Source organism: Streptomyces sp. NPDC004647 (assembly GCF_040609575.1).
Classification (GTDB): domain Bacteria; phylum Actinomycetota; class Actinomycetes; order Streptomycetales; family Streptomycetaceae; genus Streptomyces.
Map to the genome: position 1 here is coordinate 1 of NZ_JBEXKU010000113.1, position 19,351 is coordinate 19,351.

19 protein-coding genes and 1 tRNA gene are annotated in these 19,351 nt (G+C 69.7%); 6 read left to right on the top strand and 14 right to left on the bottom strand.

Annotation, left to right across the window (positions count from 1 at the left end):
• Positions 1-1,156 precede the first annotated feature (1,156 nt).
• The 4 genes from ABZW18_RS31175 to ABZW18_RS31190 form a co-directional block, all read right to left on the bottom strand.
• The gene (locus ABZW18_RS31175; RefSeq protein ID WP_356194003.1) at positions 1,157-1,279 is read right to left on the bottom strand and encodes a hypothetical protein; all 123 of its coding nucleotides are present in this window, start codon (positions 1,277-1,279) and stop codon (positions 1,157-1,159) included.
• Positions 1,280-1,294: 15 nt separating this feature from the next.
• A complete protein-coding gene (locus ABZW18_RS31180; RefSeq protein ID WP_356194005.1) occupies positions 1,295-1,471 on the bottom strand; it encodes an STAS domain-containing protein in 177 nt (58 codons plus the stop codon).
• Between the two features lie 251 nt (positions 1,472-1,722).
• Positions 1,723-2,625, bottom strand: a complete 903-nt coding sequence (locus tag ABZW18_RS31185; protein ID WP_356194007.1) for a ParB N-terminal domain-containing protein — start codon at positions 2,623-2,625, stop codon at positions 1,723-1,725.
• Positions 2,626-2,627: 2 nt separating this feature from the next.
• Positions 2,628-2,807, bottom strand: coding sequence for a hypothetical protein (locus ABZW18_RS31190; RefSeq protein WP_356194009.1), 180 nt, complete (start codon positions 2,805-2,807; stop codon positions 2,628-2,630).
• A gap of 48 nt (positions 2,808-2,855) precedes the next feature.
• Here ABZW18_RS31190 and ABZW18_RS31195 point away from each other — a divergent pair, with 48 nt between their 5' ends.
• Positions 2,856-4,130, top strand: coding sequence for a tyrosine-type recombinase/integrase (locus ABZW18_RS31195; RefSeq protein WP_356194011.1), 1,275 nt, complete (start codon positions 2,856-2,858; stop codon positions 4,128-4,130).
• A 94-nt stretch (positions 4,131-4,224) separates the two neighbouring features.
• Here the strand turns inward: ABZW18_RS31195 and ABZW18_RS31200 are convergent.
• Positions 4,225-4,300, bottom strand: a tRNA-Thr gene (locus ABZW18_RS31200).
• A 202-nt stretch (positions 4,301-4,502) separates the two neighbouring features.
• Between ABZW18_RS31200 and ugpC the strand changes: the two genes are divergently transcribed.
• The 3 genes from ugpC (at position 4,503) to ABZW18_RS31215 (ending at position 7,110) form a co-directional block, all read left to right on the top strand.
• Positions 4,503-5,639 carry a sn-glycerol-3-phosphate ABC transporter ATP-binding protein UgpC gene (gene ugpC, locus ABZW18_RS31205; protein ID WP_356194014.1) on the top strand — a complete coding sequence of 379 codons (1,137 nt, stop codon included), beginning with the start codon at positions 4,503-4,505 and terminating at the stop codon, positions 5,637-5,639.
• Between the two features lie 242 nt (positions 5,640-5,881).
• Positions 5,882-6,298 carry a hypothetical protein gene (locus ABZW18_RS31210; protein WP_356194016.1) on the top strand — a complete coding sequence of 139 codons (417 nt, stop codon included), beginning with the start codon at positions 5,882-5,884 and terminating at the stop codon, positions 6,296-6,298.
• A 47-nt stretch (positions 6,299-6,345) separates the two neighbouring features.
• Positions 6,346-7,110 carry a nucleotidyltransferase family protein gene (locus ABZW18_RS31215; protein WP_356194017.1) on the top strand — a complete coding sequence of 255 codons (765 nt, stop codon included), beginning with the start codon at positions 6,346-6,348 and terminating at the stop codon, positions 7,108-7,110.
• Between the two features lie 478 nt (positions 7,111-7,588).
• Here the strand turns inward: ABZW18_RS31215 and ABZW18_RS31220 are convergent, their stop codons facing one another.
• The 7 genes from ABZW18_RS31220 to ABZW18_RS31250 all read right to left on the bottom strand — a co-directional run bounded on the left by ABZW18_RS31220 (position 7,589) and on the right by ABZW18_RS31250 (position 14,585).
• Positions 7,589-9,298 (bottom strand): DoxX family protein, encoded by a 1,710-nt coding sequence (locus tag ABZW18_RS31220; RefSeq protein ID WP_356194019.1) that lies wholly within the window; start codon positions 9,296-9,298, stop codon positions 7,589-7,591.
• A gap of 102 nt (positions 9,299-9,400) precedes the next feature.
• A complete protein-coding gene (gene rlmB / locus ABZW18_RS31225) occupies positions 9,401-10,354 on the bottom strand; it encodes a 23S rRNA (guanosine(2251)-2'-O)-methyltransferase RlmB (protein WP_356194021.1) in 954 nt (317 codons plus the stop codon).
• Positions 10,355-10,446: 92 nt separating this feature from the next.
• On the bottom strand, positions 10,447-11,847 hold the full coding sequence (gene cysS / locus ABZW18_RS31230) for a cysteine--tRNA ligase (RefSeq protein WP_356194023.1): 1,401 nt from the start codon (positions 11,845-11,847) through the stop codon (positions 10,447-10,449).
• Positions 11,848-11,984: 137 nt separating this feature from the next.
• Complete coding sequence (locus tag ABZW18_RS31235) at positions 11,985-12,389, bottom strand: PPOX class F420-dependent oxidoreductase (protein ID WP_356194025.1); 405 nt, start codon at positions 12,387-12,389, stop codon at positions 11,985-11,987.
• A gap of 154 nt (positions 12,390-12,543) precedes the next feature.
• Entirely contained in the window at positions 12,544-13,059 is a 516-nt protein-coding gene (ispF, locus tag ABZW18_RS31240; protein ID WP_356194027.1) for a 2-C-methyl-D-erythritol 2,4-cyclodiphosphate synthase, read from the bottom strand.
• A complete protein-coding gene (ispD, locus tag ABZW18_RS31245) occupies positions 13,049-13,795 on the bottom strand; it encodes a 2-C-methyl-D-erythritol 4-phosphate cytidylyltransferase (protein ID WP_356194029.1) in 747 nt (248 codons plus the stop codon). The genes ispF and ispD overlap by 11 nt, the downstream gene beginning before the upstream one ends.
• A gap of 307 nt (positions 13,796-14,102) precedes the next feature.
• Positions 14,103-14,585: a CarD family transcriptional regulator gene (locus tag ABZW18_RS31250; RefSeq protein WP_003953493.1), complete on the bottom strand. Its 483-nt coding sequence runs from the start codon at positions 14,583-14,585 to the stop codon at positions 14,103-14,105.
• A gap of 602 nt (positions 14,586-15,187) precedes the next feature.
• Between ABZW18_RS31250 and ABZW18_RS31255 the strand changes: the two genes are divergently transcribed.
• Positions 15,188-15,916, top strand: coding sequence for a DUF461 domain-containing protein (locus ABZW18_RS31255; RefSeq protein ID WP_356194031.1), 729 nt, complete (start codon positions 15,188-15,190; stop codon positions 15,914-15,916).
• A gap of 178 nt (positions 15,917-16,094) precedes the next feature.
• Here the strand turns inward: ABZW18_RS31255 and ABZW18_RS31260 are convergent, their stop codons facing one another.
• Complete coding sequence (locus ABZW18_RS31260) at positions 16,095-16,775, bottom strand: response regulator transcription factor (protein WP_351512291.1); 681 nt, start codon at positions 16,773-16,775, stop codon at positions 16,095-16,097.
• 163 nt (positions 16,776-16,938) lie between these two features.
• Entirely contained in the window at positions 16,939-18,222 is a 1,284-nt protein-coding gene (locus tag ABZW18_RS31265; RefSeq protein ID WP_356194033.1) for an ATP-binding protein, read from the bottom strand.
• A 278-nt stretch (positions 18,223-18,500) separates the two neighbouring features.
• Between ABZW18_RS31265 and phoU the strand changes: the two genes are divergently transcribed.
• Complete coding sequence (gene phoU, locus ABZW18_RS31270) at positions 18,501-19,178, top strand: phosphate signaling complex protein PhoU (protein WP_356194035.1); 678 nt, start codon at positions 18,501-18,503, stop codon at positions 19,176-19,178.
• The last annotated feature ends 173 nt before the right edge of the window (positions 19,179-19,351 follow it).

The window sequence follows — 19,351 nt, forward strand, 5'->3', positions numbered from 1 at the left end:
CCTCTCCTTGCTCTGCTGCGCGCCGAGGAAAGGCGCGGGCGTTGTCGATCAAGGTTTTCATGTCATTGCCTCCTGCGGTGACGTGAGGAAAGGCGTATGGGTACGGCAGGGATACGCGGGGGGTTGGGGACGTGCGGACAGGAGCGGAGGGCATGCTGAACTGCCGCAGCCGGGTGCGCGTTGTTGCTCGCGCACGCGTCTGCGTACGTATGGCTCGCGGTGTTGGGGATGGTTGAGGCGGGCAGCGTGGATCACGGCCGCCAGGCTGTTCGGGGCCGGAGAGGCTCAGTCGCTCGGTGGCTCTCCGGGGCGCTTGGTGGTCTGATCAGCAGCGGAAGACTTGGAGCACTGCGGGTAGCACGGCACTGTGCTGTCTGCGCTGGCCGTGTGACGGACAGTCCGGACCCATCGTTCCTGCGTCTCCGGCTGGGCCCGTCATAGGGTCCAGTGACGCGGTTCCCTTCCGCGCTCTGTCTCGGGATGCCTGCGGGGCATGGCCGTTGCAAGTCCAGACGTGGGCTGGCACCTCATCCGGTTCAACAGAGTCACCGCACAGGTGCGGCGTCAACTCCACGGCCGAGCCGGCGTTCCACGGATGCGATTCGGCCGCGGGAGCGGTACCCACAAACAGCACGGTGGCCAGCACAGCGAGGGCCAGCACGGTCACGATGCCTCGGACCAATCTGTTCCCTACCACTGCTCTGCCCCCGCCTGAGGTCGACAACCGAACCGCGGTGGCCCCAGAACGGTAAGGAGCTCCCGCGTCTCTCACTCAGTACGATCACCCTACAAGGACTGTTCAGTGCCCCAGAGACAGCAGGATGAATATCCGGTTTCAGGCCAACGGAGTAGAGCTCGAATGTCCCACTTCTGCACGGGTATTGACACCAATACGGCCACCGTTCCGGTTGTCAGCTGAAGCATTGGCGGAGAACGTCACCGAGCCGGCGCGCCACCACTGTGGCCGCACGCCGCTTTCAGCAAGCCCCGGGCACCGACGCTCTCCAGCACAATGAGCGTCCTGGCGCCTCACCATAAATGAAAATGATTTTCACAAGCAAGTCGAGTCGCCCCTGCCACTGCGCACGCCTCGCCGCTGTCCGCCGCCACAGCCGCCGATCGGCGAGCGCGCAACACGAACGGTGTCAGCGTTTCGCTACTCGATGGTGAACGCGCCGTGGGTGTGGGTCAGCCGAAGGAGCCGGGCGAGGACGTGAGGGACGGCGCGGAGCTGCAGTTCGGCACCGTGAGCCTTCGCCGTACGGGCGGCGGTCAGCAATACGGTGAGGCCAGTTCAGTCGCAGAACCGCAGGGACGACAGATCGACGGTAATCCGTCTACACGTGGTGACGGCCTGGTGGAGGGCGGCGCGCAGGTCCGGGGCGGTAGCGACGTCCAACTCCCCGGTCACGGTCACCTCGCAGATGTCAGGTCCTGACTGGCGAACCGCGACATGAAACGTGTCGAGCACGGACGCCCCCTCGCTGTGCTGGTGCGCCTGTGCTTCCAGGGAACGCCGGAGTCGGTGCAATGTCCACCATGGCGGCGGAGCAACCCCGCGACGCCGTCGTCGTCGAGCGGGCGTGTCGGAGCGCGGCTGGACGCAGCAGCCTCAGCCCGGTGATCTCCACCCGCGCACATCGTCGGCTCATCCTCTTGCGGCGGGCGCCAGCGGTTGCCGTGGCCTGCAAGGTGCCGTTCGAACGGTATCCGGCATCTCGACTACGAGGTTTGACCGGTCCGCACCTCCAGAGCCCGCCACCGTTCGGCCTTGGGCACGCTGCCGTCCCTTACGAGCTGGTCGATCGCGGCCCGCACAGAAGCCGCCGTCTCCACCGGGATCTCCCGTACGCCGAACACCGTCTCCAACGGCGCCGACCCAGCCCGATGGGCCTCACCGCTCTCTGCGTCGAACCATCCCTCGGCCAGCTCGCCCAGGTGCCGCTCGAAGACCGCGAGGATCACGCCCAGGGCCGTCGCGCTGTTTCCGATCTTGTACGCGGCCCGCGAGGTCTCCAGCGCATCGAGCACCGGCTCGTACTGCTCCAAGCCAGCCACCCACCGCTGGTCCGCCGACCCCGTGGCCCGCGCCGCATCGAACGCAGCCTCCGCCCGCTCCAGCTCGTCGGGCAGGAACATCAGCTGCACGCTCGCGAAGTCGAGGTTCGCCTCACCGAGACTGGAGACGTCCACCTTCTCCAGCAGGTCCAGGGCCTTGTCGTCCAGGCCCGTGTACTGCCGCCACTCCACCGACTCCAGCTCCTCGTAGAGCTCCTTGAGGATCGCCGGATCGTCCTGTCCCGCGATCGCGTTGTGCGAGAGCTGGAGCGCAATCTGCCGCTGACGGGCCAGCGGCTCGTCTATCTGCATCCACCAGATCGTCTTCAGGCCGGCCCCGATCGCCGCCAGTGTCCGGTGATTGCCGGACAGCACGATCAGGCGCCCGCTCTCCGAGTCGTTCCACACCAGCGGCGTCGAGGTCAGGCAACCATCCCGCTGGATGTTCGCGACCAGCTGCCGGAACTGCTCGTGCGGCAAGAACCTGGCGTTCAGGTCCAGCAGCGTCAGCGTGCGGGGGTCGCCCTGCACCATCTGCGGCGGGACAAGCCGGGTCGTCTCCTCCATCGTCAGACTCCCGTCTGCGTCGTTGTGGCACGGGCGCCCCACCGCTTCGCCCACTTCTCCAGGGCCTCGTCGAGCGTGTGCTCACCCATCGTCCCCTGGTACTGGAGCTGGAACTTCCAGCCGTCCTCGTTCGACGGGCCGCGCTTCGTCAGACGCAGCAGCCCGCGGTACTTCATCGACACCGGGTTGTTGCCAAGGAAGTATGGGAACTGGCAAACGGCGGAGTGAACGTGCGCTCCAAGGAGACCGTCGCCGAGTACCTGCGCCGCTGGTTCACGAAACGGGTGGACCTCAAGCGGTCGACCCGCAAGGGCTACAACGACCACATCGAGCGAGTCTTCATCCCCTCCCTGGGCCACATCAAGATGGTCGACCTGCGCACCCGCCCGATCCAGAGAATGTTCGAACAGATCTGGGCTGACAACGAACTCCACGCACAGAACCAACTGGCCGCAGATCAAGCACTCGTGGCGGAACGCGCCGCCCACCAGGCATGGCGGGAAAGCACAGCACGGCCACGCCCGCCAGCACTGCGTCAGAGGTGGAACGAGGCCAAGCAGGAACTGCGGACCGCCCGCGCCAAGCCGCGGCACATCACAGGCCCCGGCACCCAACTCAAGATGCGCAACACCCTCAGTGCTGCCCTCAATGACGCAGCCGTGGAGAAGCTGGTCACACGGAACTGGACCGAAGACGTCGTCCTCCCGAAGTACGTCAAACCCAAGCCGCTCATCTGGACCGACGAACGTGTCGAAGCCTGGCGCACCACCGGCACAAAACCCGGCAAGGTCATGGTCTGGACGCCCGAGCAAACAGGCGAATTCCTGGATGCTGTCGCCGAACACCGCCTCTACCCGATGTTCCACCTCATGACCTTCCGAGGACTTCGGCGAGGAGAAGCAGCTGGCCTGCCGTGGAGCGAGACCAATCTGAACATCGGGTCTGTGCACATCAGCGAGCAACTGGTCTCCTCCGCATACGAGGTCTGGGAGGACACACCCAAGAGCGAGATGGGCGAACGCACCATCGCCCTCGACTCACAGACCAATGACCTGCTGAAGCTCTGGCGCCAGCGGCAGAAAACCGAGTGCGAGGAATGGGAGGAGGAGAACGTCAAGTACCACACCACAGGCATGGTCTTCACCTGGGAGGACGGCCGTGCCTACCACCCCGAGTACCTATCACAGACCTTCGAGCGCCTGGTGAAGAAGATCGGACTGCCGCCGATCAGGCTGCACGACCTCCGGCACTGCGCGGCGACGCTGTGTCTGGCCGCCGGCGTGCACATGAAGTCGATCCAGAAGCTCTTGGGCCATGCTTCGTACGCGCTGACTGCCGACACCTACACCTCCGTACTGCCCCAGTTCGAGCACGCACAGGCAGAGGCCCCCTTGCTCATCGTTCCTCGGAAACGGAAACAGACGAACCAGGCGGAACCGGAGAGCAAGGAGCACGCCGGGTCCCGGACCGGTTCCCAGGATGAAGGCGCGGGAGCAGCCGCCTGACGGCATGTTCCCAGCACGTTCCCAGCGGGCATAAAAACAGGCCCTCCGCGATCTTCGCGGAGAGCCTGTTCGATACTCCGATGCAGGTCAGAGCTGGAGCCGACTGTCGGATTCGAACCGACGACCTTCGCTTTACAAGAGCGGTGCTCTACCAGCTGAGCTAAGTCGGCGCCGCACGCGATCAGCCCGCGCGCGGAGGCTGCTCCACTCTACACATGCCGCTCCGCGCTCGGCATCGGACAATCTCGGGGCCATAACGACTGCTGACATTCGCGGGCCCGGCAGGTAGCGTCCCTGGCAGTCCACAGCAGTGGACTACTCCTTTACTCGGATCGTCCGGCACGTTCCTGCCGGTGAAGGGATCACATCACCATGGCTACGGTCACGTACGACCAAGCGACCCGGACCTACCCGGGCACCGAAAAGCCCGCCGTCGACAAGCTCGACATCCAGATCGAGGACGGCGAGTTCCTCGTCCTCGTCGGACCGTCCGGCTGCGGCAAGTCCACCTCCCTGCGCATGCTCGCGGGCCTGGAGGACGTCGACGGCGGTGCCATCCGCATCGGTGACCGCGACGTCACCCACCTGCCCCCGAAGGACCGGGACATCGCCATGGTGTTCCAGAACTACGCGCTCTACCCGCATATGACCGTCGCCGACAACATGGGCTTCGCGCTCAAGATCGCCGGCGTCAACAAGAGCGAGATCCGGCAGAAGGTCGAGGACGCGGCGAAGATCCTCGACCTCACCGAGTACCTGAGCCGCAAGCCGAAGGCGCTCTCCGGCGGTCAGCGCCAGCGCGTCGCCATGGGCCGCGCCATCGTCCGCGAGCCGCAGGTCTTCCTCATGGACGAGCCGCTGTCGAACCTCGACGCCAAGCTCCGCGTCCAGACCCGCACCCAGATCGCGAGCCTGCAGCGCCGCCTCGGCATCACCACGGTGTACGTCACCCACGACCAGGTCGAGGCCATGACCATGGGCGACCGCGTCGCGGTCCTCAAGGACGGCCTCCTCCAGCAGGTCGACTCGCCGCGCAGCATGTACGACCGCCCGGTCAACCTCTTCGTCGCGGGCTTCATCGGCTCCCCGGCCATGAACCTCGTCGAGGTGCCGATCGCGGACGGCGGCGTGAAGTTCGGCAACAGCGTCGTCCCGGTCTCCCGCGAGGCGCTGAGCGCCGCCGCCGACAAGGGCGACCGCACGGTCACCGTCGGCGTGCGCCCCGAGCACTTCGAGGTGGTGGAGGAGAACAGCGGCGCTGCCGCCTCTCTCTCCAAGGAGACCGCGGACGCCCCGGCCGGCCTCGCCGTCACCGTCAATGTCGTCGAGGAGCTCGGCGCCGACGGGTACGTCTACGGCACCGCCGAGGTCGGCGGCACCCAGAAGGACCTCGTCGTCCGCGTGCACGGCCGCCGGGTCCCGGAGAAGGGCTCCGTGGTCCACGTCGTGCCGCGCCCGGGCGAGACCCACGTCTTCTCGACCTCCTCCGGCGAGCGCCTCAGCGACTGACACCGGCACGGGCGCCCAACAGCACGACGGCCACGACGGCCACGACGGCCACGACGGCCCAAGCAACGGAACAACGATCGGCGCCGCACTCCGCGAGGTGTGCGGCGCCGACGTACATCTCCGCTCATACCCGTCTTTTCGATCACGTACGTCAACCAGCTGAGCGGACCGGCTCGACCATCCGTCCCTCGACCGGGTGACTAAATGTCGCCAAATCACTACCCCTCGCTACGATCGCGTGCGTGAACCACGCAGCCCGCCGCATCGGCAGAACTCTCGCGCTCGTCCTCCCCGTCGTCCTCGTCCTCTCCGGGACGCTCGCGGTCACCCACGTCCCGTGGTCGTCGCCCGACACCGACTCCCAGATGCTCACCGCGTCCTCGCAGAAGGCGTCCACCCACGCCAAGTCCCGCGCCCCGCAGGACATCCTGCGAGAGCGGCTCCTCTCCGAGCTCCAGCAGAAGGACCCGGGTGTCGCCCTCACCCACCTCCAGGAGGCGACCAACAGCCGCCCCTCGCTCGCCAAGCACTGCGCCTCGATCGCCCGCGCGCTCGGCCGGGCGGCAGTCGCCAAGTACGGCGGCCAGCGGGCGCAGCGCTACTCGCGTCCCGCCTGCGACACGGCCTTCGCGTACGGGGTGGCACAGGAGGCCGGCTGATCAGCCGCGTCATCCCGGGCGGCGCAGCAGCGCATAGGGTGCGAACCATGACAGGTGACCACCGCTCGGACACCGGCGACCACACCAACGACCACGCACATCCCACCCAAGCCGTGGTCCTGGCCGGGGGCCAGGGGTCGCGGCTGCGCCCGTACACCGATGACCGTCCCAAGCCGATGGTCGAGATTCCCGGAACCGGGACCCCGATCATCGGCCATCAACTCGCCTGGCTGGCCGCCGAGGGCGTCACCGACGCCGTCGTCTCCTGCGGCCACCTCGCCGAAATCCTCCAGGACTGGCTGACCTCCTCAGCGGACCAACTCCCGCTACGTGTCAGCACGGTGGTCGAGAAGGAGCCGCTGGGCCGCGGCGGCGGTCTCAAGTACGCCGCGGCTTCCCTTCCGCACCCTGGCCGCCCCTGGTACGCCACGAACGGCGACATCTGGACACGCTTCTCCCTCCGCGAGATGGCCGACTTCCACTACGAGCGCGACGCCGTGGCAACGCTGGCACTCGCCCGGCCGCGGATCCCCTGGGGGGTCGTGGAGACGGACGAGTTCGGCCACGTCCTCGACTTCATCGAGTCCCCGCCGTCGCCCTATCTCGTCAACGCGGGCGTGTACGTCTTCTCCGCGGCCTTCACGGCCCTCCTGCCGAACCGCGGCGACCACGAGCGCACCACCTTCCCGCGTCTCGCCCGCGAGCGCCTCCTGGCGGGCTTCCCGATCCCGCAGGGCGCCTACTGGCGCGCGATCGACACGGCGAAGGACCTCTCGGACGCAGCCGAGGAACTGGCCGACCCGTCCCCCTAGGGCGCCGAGGGACTGGTCGGGCCCGCCCGTACCGAAGCACCACTGCCACCCCGACTGACCGCTGCCACCCCGACTGCCCGGTGCCACCCCGACTGCCCGGTGCCACCCCGACTGCCCGGTGCCACCCCGACTGCCCCAGCAGAGACCCACCAGCGGATAACACGCCGAGGCAGCAGCCGACGAACGGCCTGTCGAGCGGTGTTGACGCTCCCCGCACACCCTCCGCACAGCCCGGCCTCGCAACAGGCAGCGGCTCGGGCACCCTTCGCCCGGAGGTGTCGTCCCGCCGCTGTCGCACGCCATCCCGCTGCGTCCCACGGCAGCCCCCGGCGCCCCACCCGGGGCCCGCGCCCGGAAGGAACACACGCAGCCGCCCCACAGCAGAAGCCGTGGGGCGGCGTGGTCCCGATGGGGTGTCCGGTTCAGGCGTCCGGTCAGCGTCCGGGTCGGCGTCCGGTTCGCGTACGGGCGGCAGGCGTCAGCCGAGGAGGCCTCCGAGAGCCCCTCCGCTGGAGGAGTCGCCGCCCGAACCGCCCGAGCCGCCACCGTCTCCGCTCGCGCCGCCCGGCGTCGCCGAACCGCCACTCGACGACGGGCCTGCCGTACGGCTCGGCGGGGCCGCAGGTGCGGCAGGCCGCTGCGGCTCCTGCGCGCCACTGCCGTTCTGGCCGGAAGGAGCCCGCAGGCCGGGCTGTTGCCCCGTACCGACGGTCCCGGTCTCCTGTACGGCGCCCGGTCCGGTCGAGGTCCCCGTCGAGGCCGACGGGCTCGCAGAGCTCTTGGCGGACGGCGAACCGGAGCCCGCGGACGTCGGGCCCTGGGACGCGTGCTCCGAGCCCGGCCGCTCAGGCAGTGGCGAACCCGGCAGATGGTTCCGCGGCGCATCCGTCGGGCCCGGCACCGTGGTCAGGTCCGAGGATCGCACCGCACCGCCGAGCATCGAGCCGCCCAGCAGCGTCACGCCCACGACGAGCGTCGCCATGACCGTGCCGCGCCGCAGCACGCGCCGCCGCAGATCCCAGATCCGCACGCGCGGCCCGAGCCGGCGCCAGGCCTCGCCCGCGAGCCGGGAGTCCATCGAGTAGACGGGCGCACCCGCCATCATCAGGGGGCTCCAGGCGGCGAGGTAGATGATGTCCGGCGCGTCGTAGGCCGGTACGGAGCGCCAGCTGACGGTCAGCAGAAGCGTGGCGGAGAGCAGCGCCCCGAAGGAGGCCGCAACCCGCTGCCAGAGTCCGAAGACCGTCAGCACACCCACCACGACCTGGAGGAAGGCGACGCTCAGACCCGAGCCGACGGGGTGCGCCAGCGCGAAGTCCCGCAGCGGAGAGGCGACCGCCCAGGGCTGCAGGGAGGCGAGCCAGGTGACCATGGAGCCGCGGTCGCCGCCGTCGAAGTAGACGGGGTCGCAGAGCTTGCCCATGCCGGCGTAGATCGAGATGAAGCCGAGGAAGATACGCAGCGGGAGCAGGACGACACCGAGGTTCATCCGGCGGCCGGGGTAGTACGCGTGCCGGACCTGGTCGGTGCCCTGCCGGCGGCCCCGCCTGCCCTCCTCGCCGAACCTTCCGAGGTCCTCGAACTCCTCGGCGCCCGCGCCCTCTTGGGGCCGGTCCCCGTACGGCCCGTCCCGGTACGGCACGCCGCCGTGAGGCTCGTCGTCGTACGGCCGGTCGTCGTACGCGCCGCGCACGGGACGCACCCCGCGCAGCAGCTCCGTGTCGCCCGAGTGCCGTCGGCCGCCCTGCCCGAGGCCGGGCGAGCGCGGGCCGATGACCGTCGGCGGCGCGTCATCGATACGGATCCGGGGCAACACCTGCGTCGCGCCCACATCGCCACCGACGCCCCCGGACTCGGTTCCGAGGCTGACCCCGGAGTTCCTTACGGCCTGGAGGAGTTGGCCGGCCGCGGGGTCGCCGGGCTCGGTGCGTCCGCTCCACACCACCGGGGCGCGGCGCCTCCCCGAGCGGGTGGCGGCACCGGTGCGCATCCATGCAGCGGAGTGTCGGGCGGGGTCCGCGAAAGCGCTTCTGACGTCCGGCGTGGCGAGCTGCACTCGGAAGCTCGCGTGGTTGACGATGACCTGGGCCGGGTCGCACGGCACCTTCACCGTACTCAGCGCAGGCTCTTCGTCGAACCCTGGCGAGCGTCCCCCCGTAGGGCGGGGTGTTCTGGTGTCCACACTCATCTAACCGAGTGACTCGCCTTTAAGACACTGCCTTGACTGCCCCGATCTGTCCGAGGCCCGTCAAGATCCCCACCGCGGACGGGCTCGCCCGTCCGCTCCCCGCTAGGCCCTGCGCCGCGCCGCCTCGTAGAGCACGACACCTGCCGCGACACCCGCGTTCAGCGACTCCGCTCCGCCCGGCATCGGGATCCGCACCCGGAAATCACAGGTCTCGCCGACCAGCCGGGACAGGCCCTTGCCCTCGCTGCCGACCACGATCACGACGGGCCCCTCCAGCGCCTCGAGGTCCTGGAGCCCGATCTCGCCGTCGGCGGCCAGGCCGACGACCGTCATCCCGGCCTTCTGGTACGCCTCCAGTGTGCGAGTCAGATTGGTGGCGCGGGCGACGGGAGTGCGGGCGGCGGTGCCGGCCGAGCTCTTCCACGCGCCCGCGGTCATCCCGGCCGCACGCCGCTCCGGCACCACGACACCGTGCCCGCCGAAGGCCGAGACGGAGCGAACGACGGCGCCCAGGTTGCGCGGGTCGGTGACCCCGTCGAGCGCGACGATCATCGGGTCCTCGCCCGCGTCGAACGCGGCGGCGGCCAGGTCCTCCGGGTGGGCATAGTCGTACGGCGGTACCTGGAGGACGAGCCCCTGGTGGTTGAGGCCGTTCGTCATCCGGTCCAGCTCGGGCCGCGGCGCCTCCATGAGCGCGATGCCACCGCGGTCGGCGGCGTACTGCAGCGCCTCGCGCACCCGCTCGTCGCTGTCGATGAACTGCTGGACGTAGAGGGTGTTCGCCGGTACGCCCTCGCGCAGCGCCTCGACCACCGGGTTACGGCCGACGACCAGCTCGTTCGTACCCTTGGGGCCGCCGCGGCGGGGGGCCGGACGGCGGGCCGTCTGCTTGGCCTTGGAGGTGGCGACGCGGTTCTTGACGTGCCCCTTGCGTGCCGAGGCGGGCGGGGTCGGGCCCTTGCCCTCAAGGGATCGGCGCCGCTGGCCGCCACTGCCGACCTGCATGCCCTTCTTGTTGGACGTGCGGCGGTTCCTGCGCTGGCTGTTGCCGGCCATGGGTCACCTATTTCTTCACTGCTCTGCAAACGTACGTACGAATATGACATCGGCCGGGGGCTCGTACAGCAGCTCCCCGGACCAGTGTGCCCTCAGCGCGGGCCGAGCTCCCATCGCGGACCCGCCGGGGTGTCCTCAATCACCAGGCCCGACTGCTGGAGCTGGTCCCGGATGGAGTCCGCCGTGGCGTAGTCCTTGCGCGCCCTCGCGGCCTGCCGCTGCTCCAGTACGAGCCTGACCAGGGAGTCGACCACGCCGTGCAGGTCCTCGCCCCGGTCCGTGCCGCTCGACCACTGCTCGTCGAGCGGGTCGAGGCCGAGAACACCGAGCATGGCACGGACCTCGGCGAGACGCTCGACCGCCGCCTCCTTGTCGTCGGCGGTCAGCGCGGAGTTCCCCTGGCGCACGGTGGTGTGCACGACGGCGAGCGCCTGCGGGACTCCCAGGTCGTCGTCCATCGCGTCGGCGAAGGCCGGGGGCACGTCGGCGGCGGGCTCGACCGGGCCGCCCGCCTTTTCGACGACCCGCTGCACGAAGCCCTCGATGCGGGCGAACGCGGACTCGGCCTCGCGCAGTGCCTCCTCGCTGTACTCGATCATCGAGCGGTAGTGCGGGGTGCCGAGGTAGTAGCGCAGCACGATCGGGCGCCAGTGCTTGACCATCTCCGAGACGAGGACCGAGTTGCCGAGCGACTTGCTCATCTTCTCGCCGCTCATCGTGACCCAGGCGTTGTGCACCCAGTACGCGGCGAAGTCGTCGCCGTACGCCTTGGCCTGCGCGATCTCGTTCTCGTGGTGCGGGAAGACGAGGTCGACGCCACCGCCGTGGATGTCGAAGGCGCTGCCCAGGTACTTGTGGGCCATCGCCGAGCACTCCAGGTGCCAGCCCGGGCGGCCGCGGCCCCACGGGGTCTCCCAGCTGGGCTCGCCGGGCTTGGCGGCCTTCCACATGGCGAAGTCGCGCTGGTCGCGCTTGCCGGTCTCGCCTTCGCCGGACGGCTGGCGCAGGTCGTCGAGGTCCTGGTTGGACAGCTGCAGATAGCCGTCGTAGGAGCGCACGTCGAAGTAGACGTCACCGTCGGCGGCGTAGGCGTGGCCCCGGTCGATGAGGACCCGCATCATCTCGATCATCTCGGGGATGTGCCCGGTGGCCCGCGGTTCGTACGTCGGCGGCAGGCAGCCGAGCACGTCGTAGCCGTAGTTGAAGGCGCGTTCGTTGCGGAAGCCGATCGACCACCACGGATCGCCGCTCTCGGCGGACTTCGCGAGGATCTTGTCGTCGATGTCCGTGACATTGCGGATGAAGGTCACGTCATAACCGCGGTAGCTGAACCAGCGGCGCATGATGTCGAAGTTGAGTCCCGACCTGATGTGCCCGATGTGCGGGGCGGCCTGCACGGTCGCGCCACACAGGTAGATCGAGACGCAGCCCGGCGTGAGCGGGATGAAGTCACGAGTCTGCCGGGCGCTGGTGTCGTACAGGCGAATGGTCACGCATCAAGGGTAGTGCGCCCGCAGCAGTGCCCCGCGACCGATTCGGCCGCGGGGACACATAAGCGTGACAGTTGTGATGCGTTGGTTTCCTCCGCAGCATTCCGGAGACACCCCCGGATCCACCGGAAAAGGCCCGGCTAGATGTTGCCGACGACCTTGCGGGGGGTGATACGGACGACCACGCGCTCGGCGTCCTCGGCCGACGCCGGGTTGAACTCGGCATACGGCTTACCGGTGTACTTCAGGGACAACTCGTTGATGAGTTCCTGGCCGCCCTCGGTGGTCAGGGTGCCGCTGCCCCGGATCTCGGCGTAGGTGTACGGCGCGTCGGCCGGGTTGGCCAGCACGGTCACCCGCGGCTCCCGGCGGATGTTCCGCTCCTTGCGGCGGCCGATCGTGGTCGAGATCAGCACGTCGTCGCCGTCGTGCATCGCCCAGACGACGGAGAGCTGCGGGGTGCCGTCGGGCTGGATGGTGGCCAGGGTCACGAAGACGGGGCTTTCGAGGAGCTTCTTGAGGTCGTCGGAGAGTGCGGCTGCCACGGTGAGTCCTTCCCCCGGACGGGAGTACGGATAGGTCGCGTGCCCTCGATCCGTACCCAACTCCCCATCAGGAAGGGGTGTTCCCGCTGCTCCGGCACCGTTTTGGCGTAGCCCGCACAGGTCCACGGAACCGGCCGGCCGACTCCGGAGCCGATTATCCGAGCCGGTACACCAGCGCTGTGGCCACCGCGGCGAGCCCCTCGGCCCGGCCCGTCAGACCGAGGCCGTCCGTGGTCGTCCCGGAGACCGAGACCGGCGCGCCGACTGCCGCGGAGAGCGCCGTCGCGGCCTCCTCGCGGCGCGTGCCGATCTTGGGCCGGACGCCGATCACCTGGATCGCCACATTGCCGATAGCGAGGCCCTCGGCCCGTACGATCCGGGCGGCCTCGGTGAGGAGGGTGACGCCGGACGCACCGGACCACTCCGGACGGTCCGTGCCGAAGTGCGCCCCGAGGTCGCCGAGTCCGGCCGCGGAGAAGAGGGCGTCACAGGCCGCGTGCGCGGCGACGTCCCCGTCGGAGTGCCCGGCGAGCCCGTACTCCGAGTCCTCCCAGAGGAGGCCGGCGCACCACAGCTCACGACCCTTCTCGAAGGCGTGCACGTCCGTGCCGATGCCGACCATGGGCAGGATGGCGCCGGGCCCCGGCCCGGGACCGCCCCTAGAAGTCATCGTTGGCCCTCCTGCGGGCGAGTACGGCCTCGGCCAGGACGAGGTCCAGCGGCCGGGTCACCTTGAACGCCTCCTCGTGCCCGGGCACTACCACGACCGGGACTCCGAGCCGCTCGGCCATCCCGGCGTCGTCCGTCGCGCCCTCGCCCTCGAGGCCGACCTTCTCGTGCGCCTCGACCAGCGTGGCGCGGTCGAATCCCTGCGGTGTCTGCACGGCGCGCAGCACAGAGCGCTCGGGCGTGCCGATCACGGGCTCGGGCTCGCCACCGGTGCGGGGCTCGACCTGCTTGACGGTGTCGGCGACCGGCAGGGCGGGGACGACGGCGGGCGCCCCGTCCCGTACGGCCGCCGCGACCGCGTCCACGGTGTCGACGGGCACGAGTGGCCGGGCGGCGTCGTGCACGAGGACGATGCCGATGTCGTCGGGGAGCACGGCGAGGCCGAGCCGCACCGACTCCTGGCGGGTCTCGCCGCCGGGGACGACCAGGATCTCGGTCTTCTCGGGCAGGGAGTGCTCGTCGAGGAGGTTACGGACCTCGGCGGCCCCGCCGGGTGGGGCGACCACGACGACGAGGGAGACGGCCCGGGAGCGGGCCATGGCCCGTACGGCGTGCACCAGCATGGGGGTGCCGCTCAGCGTGCGAAGTGCCTTGGGGGCGCCGGGGCCCAGGCGAACCCCGCGGCCGGCCGCGGGGATGACCGCGGCGGTGCGGACGGTGCGCTGTGTCTCGGACATTGGTTGCGCGTTCAGGTTTGTTTCCTCGGCCGAATTGGGTATGGCCTCAGCGTGCCGGGCGCGACGCCCCGACCGGTCCCTTCCGTGACAACCGGTCTGGGGGACCCGCCCAGCGTCAGCTGGGGGAGAGCTGCCCGGGCCCGGCACACCAGTTGTCGGAAGCGACGGCGGGGCGGATGCTCGCCGGATGCGTGAAGCCGTGAAGAGTGTCTGCTGCACACATGCCGCAGCGCCCGGCGACAGACATACGTCACTCGGGCACCGCGGCACTTTTTGCGGCAGTTTCTTGGAAACCGCACGACTTGCGTCAGGACGCGAGGACCTCGTCGAGCAGCGCCTCGGCCTTGTCCTCGTTGGTGTTCTCCGCAAGAGCGAGCTCGCTCACCAGGATCTGGCGGGCCTTGGCGAGCATGCGCTTCTCACCTGCGGACAGTCCACGCTCGCGTTCCCGGCGCCACAGGTCACGAACGACCTCTGCCACCTTGATCACATCGCCGGAGGCGAGCTTCTCGAGATTTGCCTTGTAGCGACGAGACCAGTTGGTGGGCTCTTCCGCATACGGTGCACGCAGCACCTCGAAGACCCGGTCCAGCCCGTCCTGGCCGACCACATCGCGTACACCGACGAACTCCGCATTGTCCGCCGGCACACGAACCGTCAGGTCACCCTGAGCGACCTTCAGCACCAAGTAGGTCTTGTCCACGCCTTTGATCTGGCGAGTTTCGATGGCCTCGATCAGCGCGGCCCCGTGATGGGGATAGACCACGGTGTCGCCAACCTTGAACGTCATGTGACAGGTACCCCTTCCGTGGCTATCCAGAGTAACACGGGAACGCCCTGTTCTGAATGGCGTTTTCGCAGGTCAGGGCATATCTCGGGGCTTGACAACAGCGACCGGGACGTGCTGCGGGGGTTCTCCGGAACCGGGTATTCGCAGGTCGGAGCGGCTGTGACGACGCGGAGAAACGCGCACGTTACACGCCCTACGGGACCCGTACGAGCGACTGAACGTCCCGGTTTGCCGGAGTCCGGGAGGCTGACTTCCGCTACTCCGTTCGGAGCCAGGTAGGCGGATTCGGACGGGATCAACGAATTGATCACGGCGATGTCGATCGGCGCGTTGATCAAATTAGCGGCCTTCACGCATTACCCGTCGATAATCCGCCGGGTGGACGTCCCGAGAAAATTCGGCGGCCATCCGGGGCAACCACGCGGGAAGGCCGAGCGGGACGCGCGGGAGACGCACAGGAGCGGCCCCACGGGCGGCCCGCCGCCCGCGGGGGCGGGTCGGGTGCGGGGCCGGGACGACGGCTCGGTAACCTGAGCCCGCTGACACGCCCTTAGGGCGGCTTTACGCGCCGCCCCTTCGTCGTCCAAGGAGTTTCCGCCGCCGTGAGCCTCCCCCAACCTTCGGCCGGGGGCGCCCCCTGCCTTCGCCGCGGTGCCCTCGCCGTGACCGCCATCGCGTTCTCGCTCGTCTCGCTCTCCGCTTGCGGAGCGGGGACCACGGCGTCGACGTTGCAGGTCAAGCCGGACAACGCCGCGACCGCCGTCGGCGATGTCAAGATCCAGAACGTAAACGTGATCAGCCAGCCCCGGGGTTCCGAAGGTCCGGCCGTGGTGACCGGCAAGATCTTCAACAACGGCGCCAAGGCACAGATTCTCGAGTCGATCACGGTCGAGGGGGCGGCCTCCAAGGTGAAGCTGTCCCCGCCCAAGGGCTCGGGCCCGCTGACCGTCCCGGCCGGCGGCACGCTCATCCTGGGCGGCGCCGGCAACGCGTCGGCCGTCCTCGCCCGGAGCGGCGAGTCCTTCAGGGACGGGGACGTCCAGCCGGTCGTCTTCGACCTCAGCGAGACCGGCGAGGTCAGGCTGACGGCGTTCGTCGTCCCGGCGCAGGACTTCTTCAAGGACTTCGGCCCGAGCACCCTGCCGACTCCTTCGGCCCCGGCGAAGCCCGGCGGCTCGCCGTCGGGCTCGGCGACCCCCGGCGGTTCTCCGAGCCCGACCCCGGCCGACGAGGAGGCCGAGAACGGCGAGGAGGCCGAGAGCGAGGACGGCCCGAACGGCGACACGGCCGGTGCGAGCGAGTCGGCCGCGGGGCACACAGCCGGTCACTGACCGCGTCCCGCGTCCCGTACGGGGAGACCGAGTCGGGACCGATCCCGTCCCGTACAGGGAGAAGGCCCCGGAGCGTACGAGCTGCTCCGGGGCCTTCTCCGTGCCGACCGGCCTCCTCCGTGCCGTTCAGCGGGCTTGCGGCGTGCGCGCGGCGCAAGCCCGCTCCGCGACCGGCGGCTTACGGCTCGAACTTGTAGCCCAGGCCGCGGACGGTGACCAGATAGCGCGGCGCGCCCGGGTCCGGTTCGATCTTGGCGCGCAACCGCTTCACATGGACGTCCAGCGTCTTGGTGTCGCCGACGTAGTCCGCGCCCCACACGCGGTCGATCAGTTGCATGCGGGTCAGCACCCGCCCGGCGTTGCGCAGCAGCATCTCCAGCAGGTCGAACTCCTTCAGCGGCAGATCCACCTTGCCGCCGCCGACCGTGACCACGTGCCGGTCCACGTCCATCCGTACCGGCCCGGCCTCCAGGGCCGCCGGGACGACCTCCTCCGGCTCCCCGCGGCGGCGCAGCACGGCCCGGATACGGGCCACCAGCTCGCGGGAGGAGAAGGGCTTGGTCACGTAGTCGTCGGCTCCTATCTCCAGCCCGACGACCTTGTCGATCTCGCTGTCCTTGGCCGTCACCATGATCACGGGGACGTTGGAGCGGCCGCGCAGCTGGCGGCACACCTCCGTACCGGGCAGACCCGGCAGCATGAGGTCGAGCAGCACCAGGTCGGCGCCGTTGCGTTCGAACTCGTCCAGCCCTTCGGGCCCCGTGGCCGCGATGGCGACCTCGAAGCCTTCCTTGCGGAGCATGTACGACAACGCGTCGCTGAACGATTCCTCGTCCTCGACGACGAGCACTCGGGTCACGGAAGGACCTCCGGTCGGGTCTCTGAGTAGCCATACGCGGTACAGCCGGGACTACGGTCGGCAGGCCCGCCGCCGGTGGGGGCATGGGTCCGAGGTGGAGCCACTGAGGCCGGCTGGGACGCCCGGACGATTGCGGTCTCGCCTTCGGTAACGAGCGCTGGGGTCACGGAAGGACCTCCGGGGCGGGATGTTGTTCATCGGTGAAAGTCTCGTACGGCCGGTCGTCCTCGTCGTCGAGGTCGTCCGGTTCGATCAGGGGCCGGTCAGGCCGCCGGCCGGCCTTGTCCCGGTCCTTTTCGCGGACCGCTTCCGGGAGCCGCAGGGTGAACGTGGAGCCCTGTCCCTCAGCGCTCCACACCGTGACCTCCCCGCCGTGCGAGGCGGCCACGTGCTTGACGATGGCGAGGCCGAGTCCGGTCCCGCCGGTGGCGCGCGAGCGCGCCGGGTCGACGCGGTAGAACCGCTCGAAGATCCGCTCCTTGTCCCGGTCGGAGATGCCGATGCCCTGGTCGGTCACGGCGATCTCGATGAGGTCCCCGCCGGGTGCGGAGACCCGGCGGCCCGCGATGCCGACGCGGGTACGGGCGGGGCTGTAGTTCACGGCGTTCTCGACGAGGTTGCCGAGGGCGGCGGCGAGCTGGCCGCGGTTTCCCCACACATGGAGGTCCGCTGTGCCACCGGTCGCCATGGTGATCTGCTTGGTGCCGGCCTGCTGGCGGCAGCGGTCGATCGCCTCGGCGAGGAGCTCGTCGATCCGCACGGGCTCGGCGTCCTCCAGCGGGTCGTCGTTCTGCACCCGCGAGAGGTCGATGAGCTCTTGGACGAGGCTGGTGAGCCGGGTGGCCTCGACCTGCATCCGCCCGGCGAACCGGGTCACCGCCTCCGGGTCGTCCGAGGCGTCCATCACGGCCTCGGAGAGCAGCGAGAGCGCGCCGACCGGGGTCTTCAGCTCATGGCTCACATTCGCCACGAAGTCGCGGCGCACCGCCTCTATGCGGCGGGCCTCGGTGAGGTCCTCCACCAGCAGCAGCACCAGCCGTGAGCCCAGCGGGGCCACTCTGGCCGATACGGCGAGGGCCTCGCCCCGGCCGGTGCCGCGGCGGGGCAGATCCAGCTCGACCTGCCGTATCTCGCCGTCGCGTCTGGAGTCCCTGGCCATCTGGAGCATCGGCTCCACGGCCAGCTTGCCGCCGCGGACCAGCCCGAGGGCGTACGCGGCCGAGCTGGCCTTGACGACGCTGTCGGCCTCGTCGAGGACGACGGCCGAGGAGCGCAGCACCGAGAGGACGGTGTCGACGCCCGGGGGCAGCACGGCGTCGGTGTGCAGCGAGCTGCGGGTCGGTTTCGCCTGCTCGCGCTCGCTCCAGCGGAATGCCAGCATGGCGACGACACCGGTACCGACCCCGGCGATCGCTGCCGCTGCGGCGACCGCCGCGTTCACGTCCATGAGTCCAGGTTAAGCGGCTGGTGAGACGGAGCCACAGGCCTCTGAGAACCTACTCGAACAGACGTTGCCCAGAGTTCACCGTCAGGTCGTGGCGGGTTCACTCCGGACAAGCGCCCGTAAGTGGCTGGTCGCGGGGTGGCGCCGGGTGGCGTCGCGGGCGTTGCCAAAAGTTCACCGTGACGTCGGCACCGGTTCATTCCGGCGGCCCGAGCGGGACGCGTGGGCCCTTGAGCGTGGATGCTGGGGAAACCACCAGTTTGACGAGATGAGGATTTCGAATGCGGGACGCATACCACGAGGAGCTCGACTCGATCGGAGAGGGCCTGGTCGAGATGGGCCGACAGGTCGGCTCCGCGATCGGCCGGGCCACCACGGCGATCCTCGACGCGGACCTCAAGCTCGCCGAGAGCGTGATCGCCGGAGACGAGAAGGTGGACGATCTGCAGCGTGAGCTGGAGGCGCGGGCGATCGCCCTGCTCGCCCGCCAGCAGCCGGTCGCCACCGACCTGCGGATCGTCGTCACCTCGCTGCGGATGAGCGCCGATCTGGAGCGGTCCGGCGACCTCGCGCAGCACGTCGCCAAGCTCGCCCGGCTCCGCTTCCCCGACACGGCCGTGCCGGGCGACCTGCACGCCACGATCCTGGAGATGGGCCAGCTCGCGCAGCGGCTGATGGCCAAGGCCGCCGAGGTGATCATCACCAAGGACGTCGACCTGGCGCTCCAGCTGGAGCAGGACGACGACGCGATGGACCTGCTGCACCGCGCGCTGTTCCAGCACCTGATGGACGACCGGTGGAAGCACGGCATCGAGACGGCGGTCGACGTGACGCTGCTCGGCCGCTACTACGAGCGCTTCGCGGACCACGCGGTGTCCGTGGCCAAGCGCGTCGTCTACCTGGTCACCGGCGAACACGCGGATGAGATCACGCCGCCGACCTCGGTCGAGGGCGCCTAGGCCCGCCTGCCGGCGGGCGGGCCGGCATTGCCCGGGAGGCCCGCCAGGCCGACGGAGCGCCGCGGGGCCGCCGGCCGCTGCTAGGCCTCGGGCCGCTGCGGAGCAACGGCGGGGGGGGGGGCGGGGGGGGCGGGCGGCCGGCGCCGCGGGCTGGGCGCGCGGGGGGGCGGCGG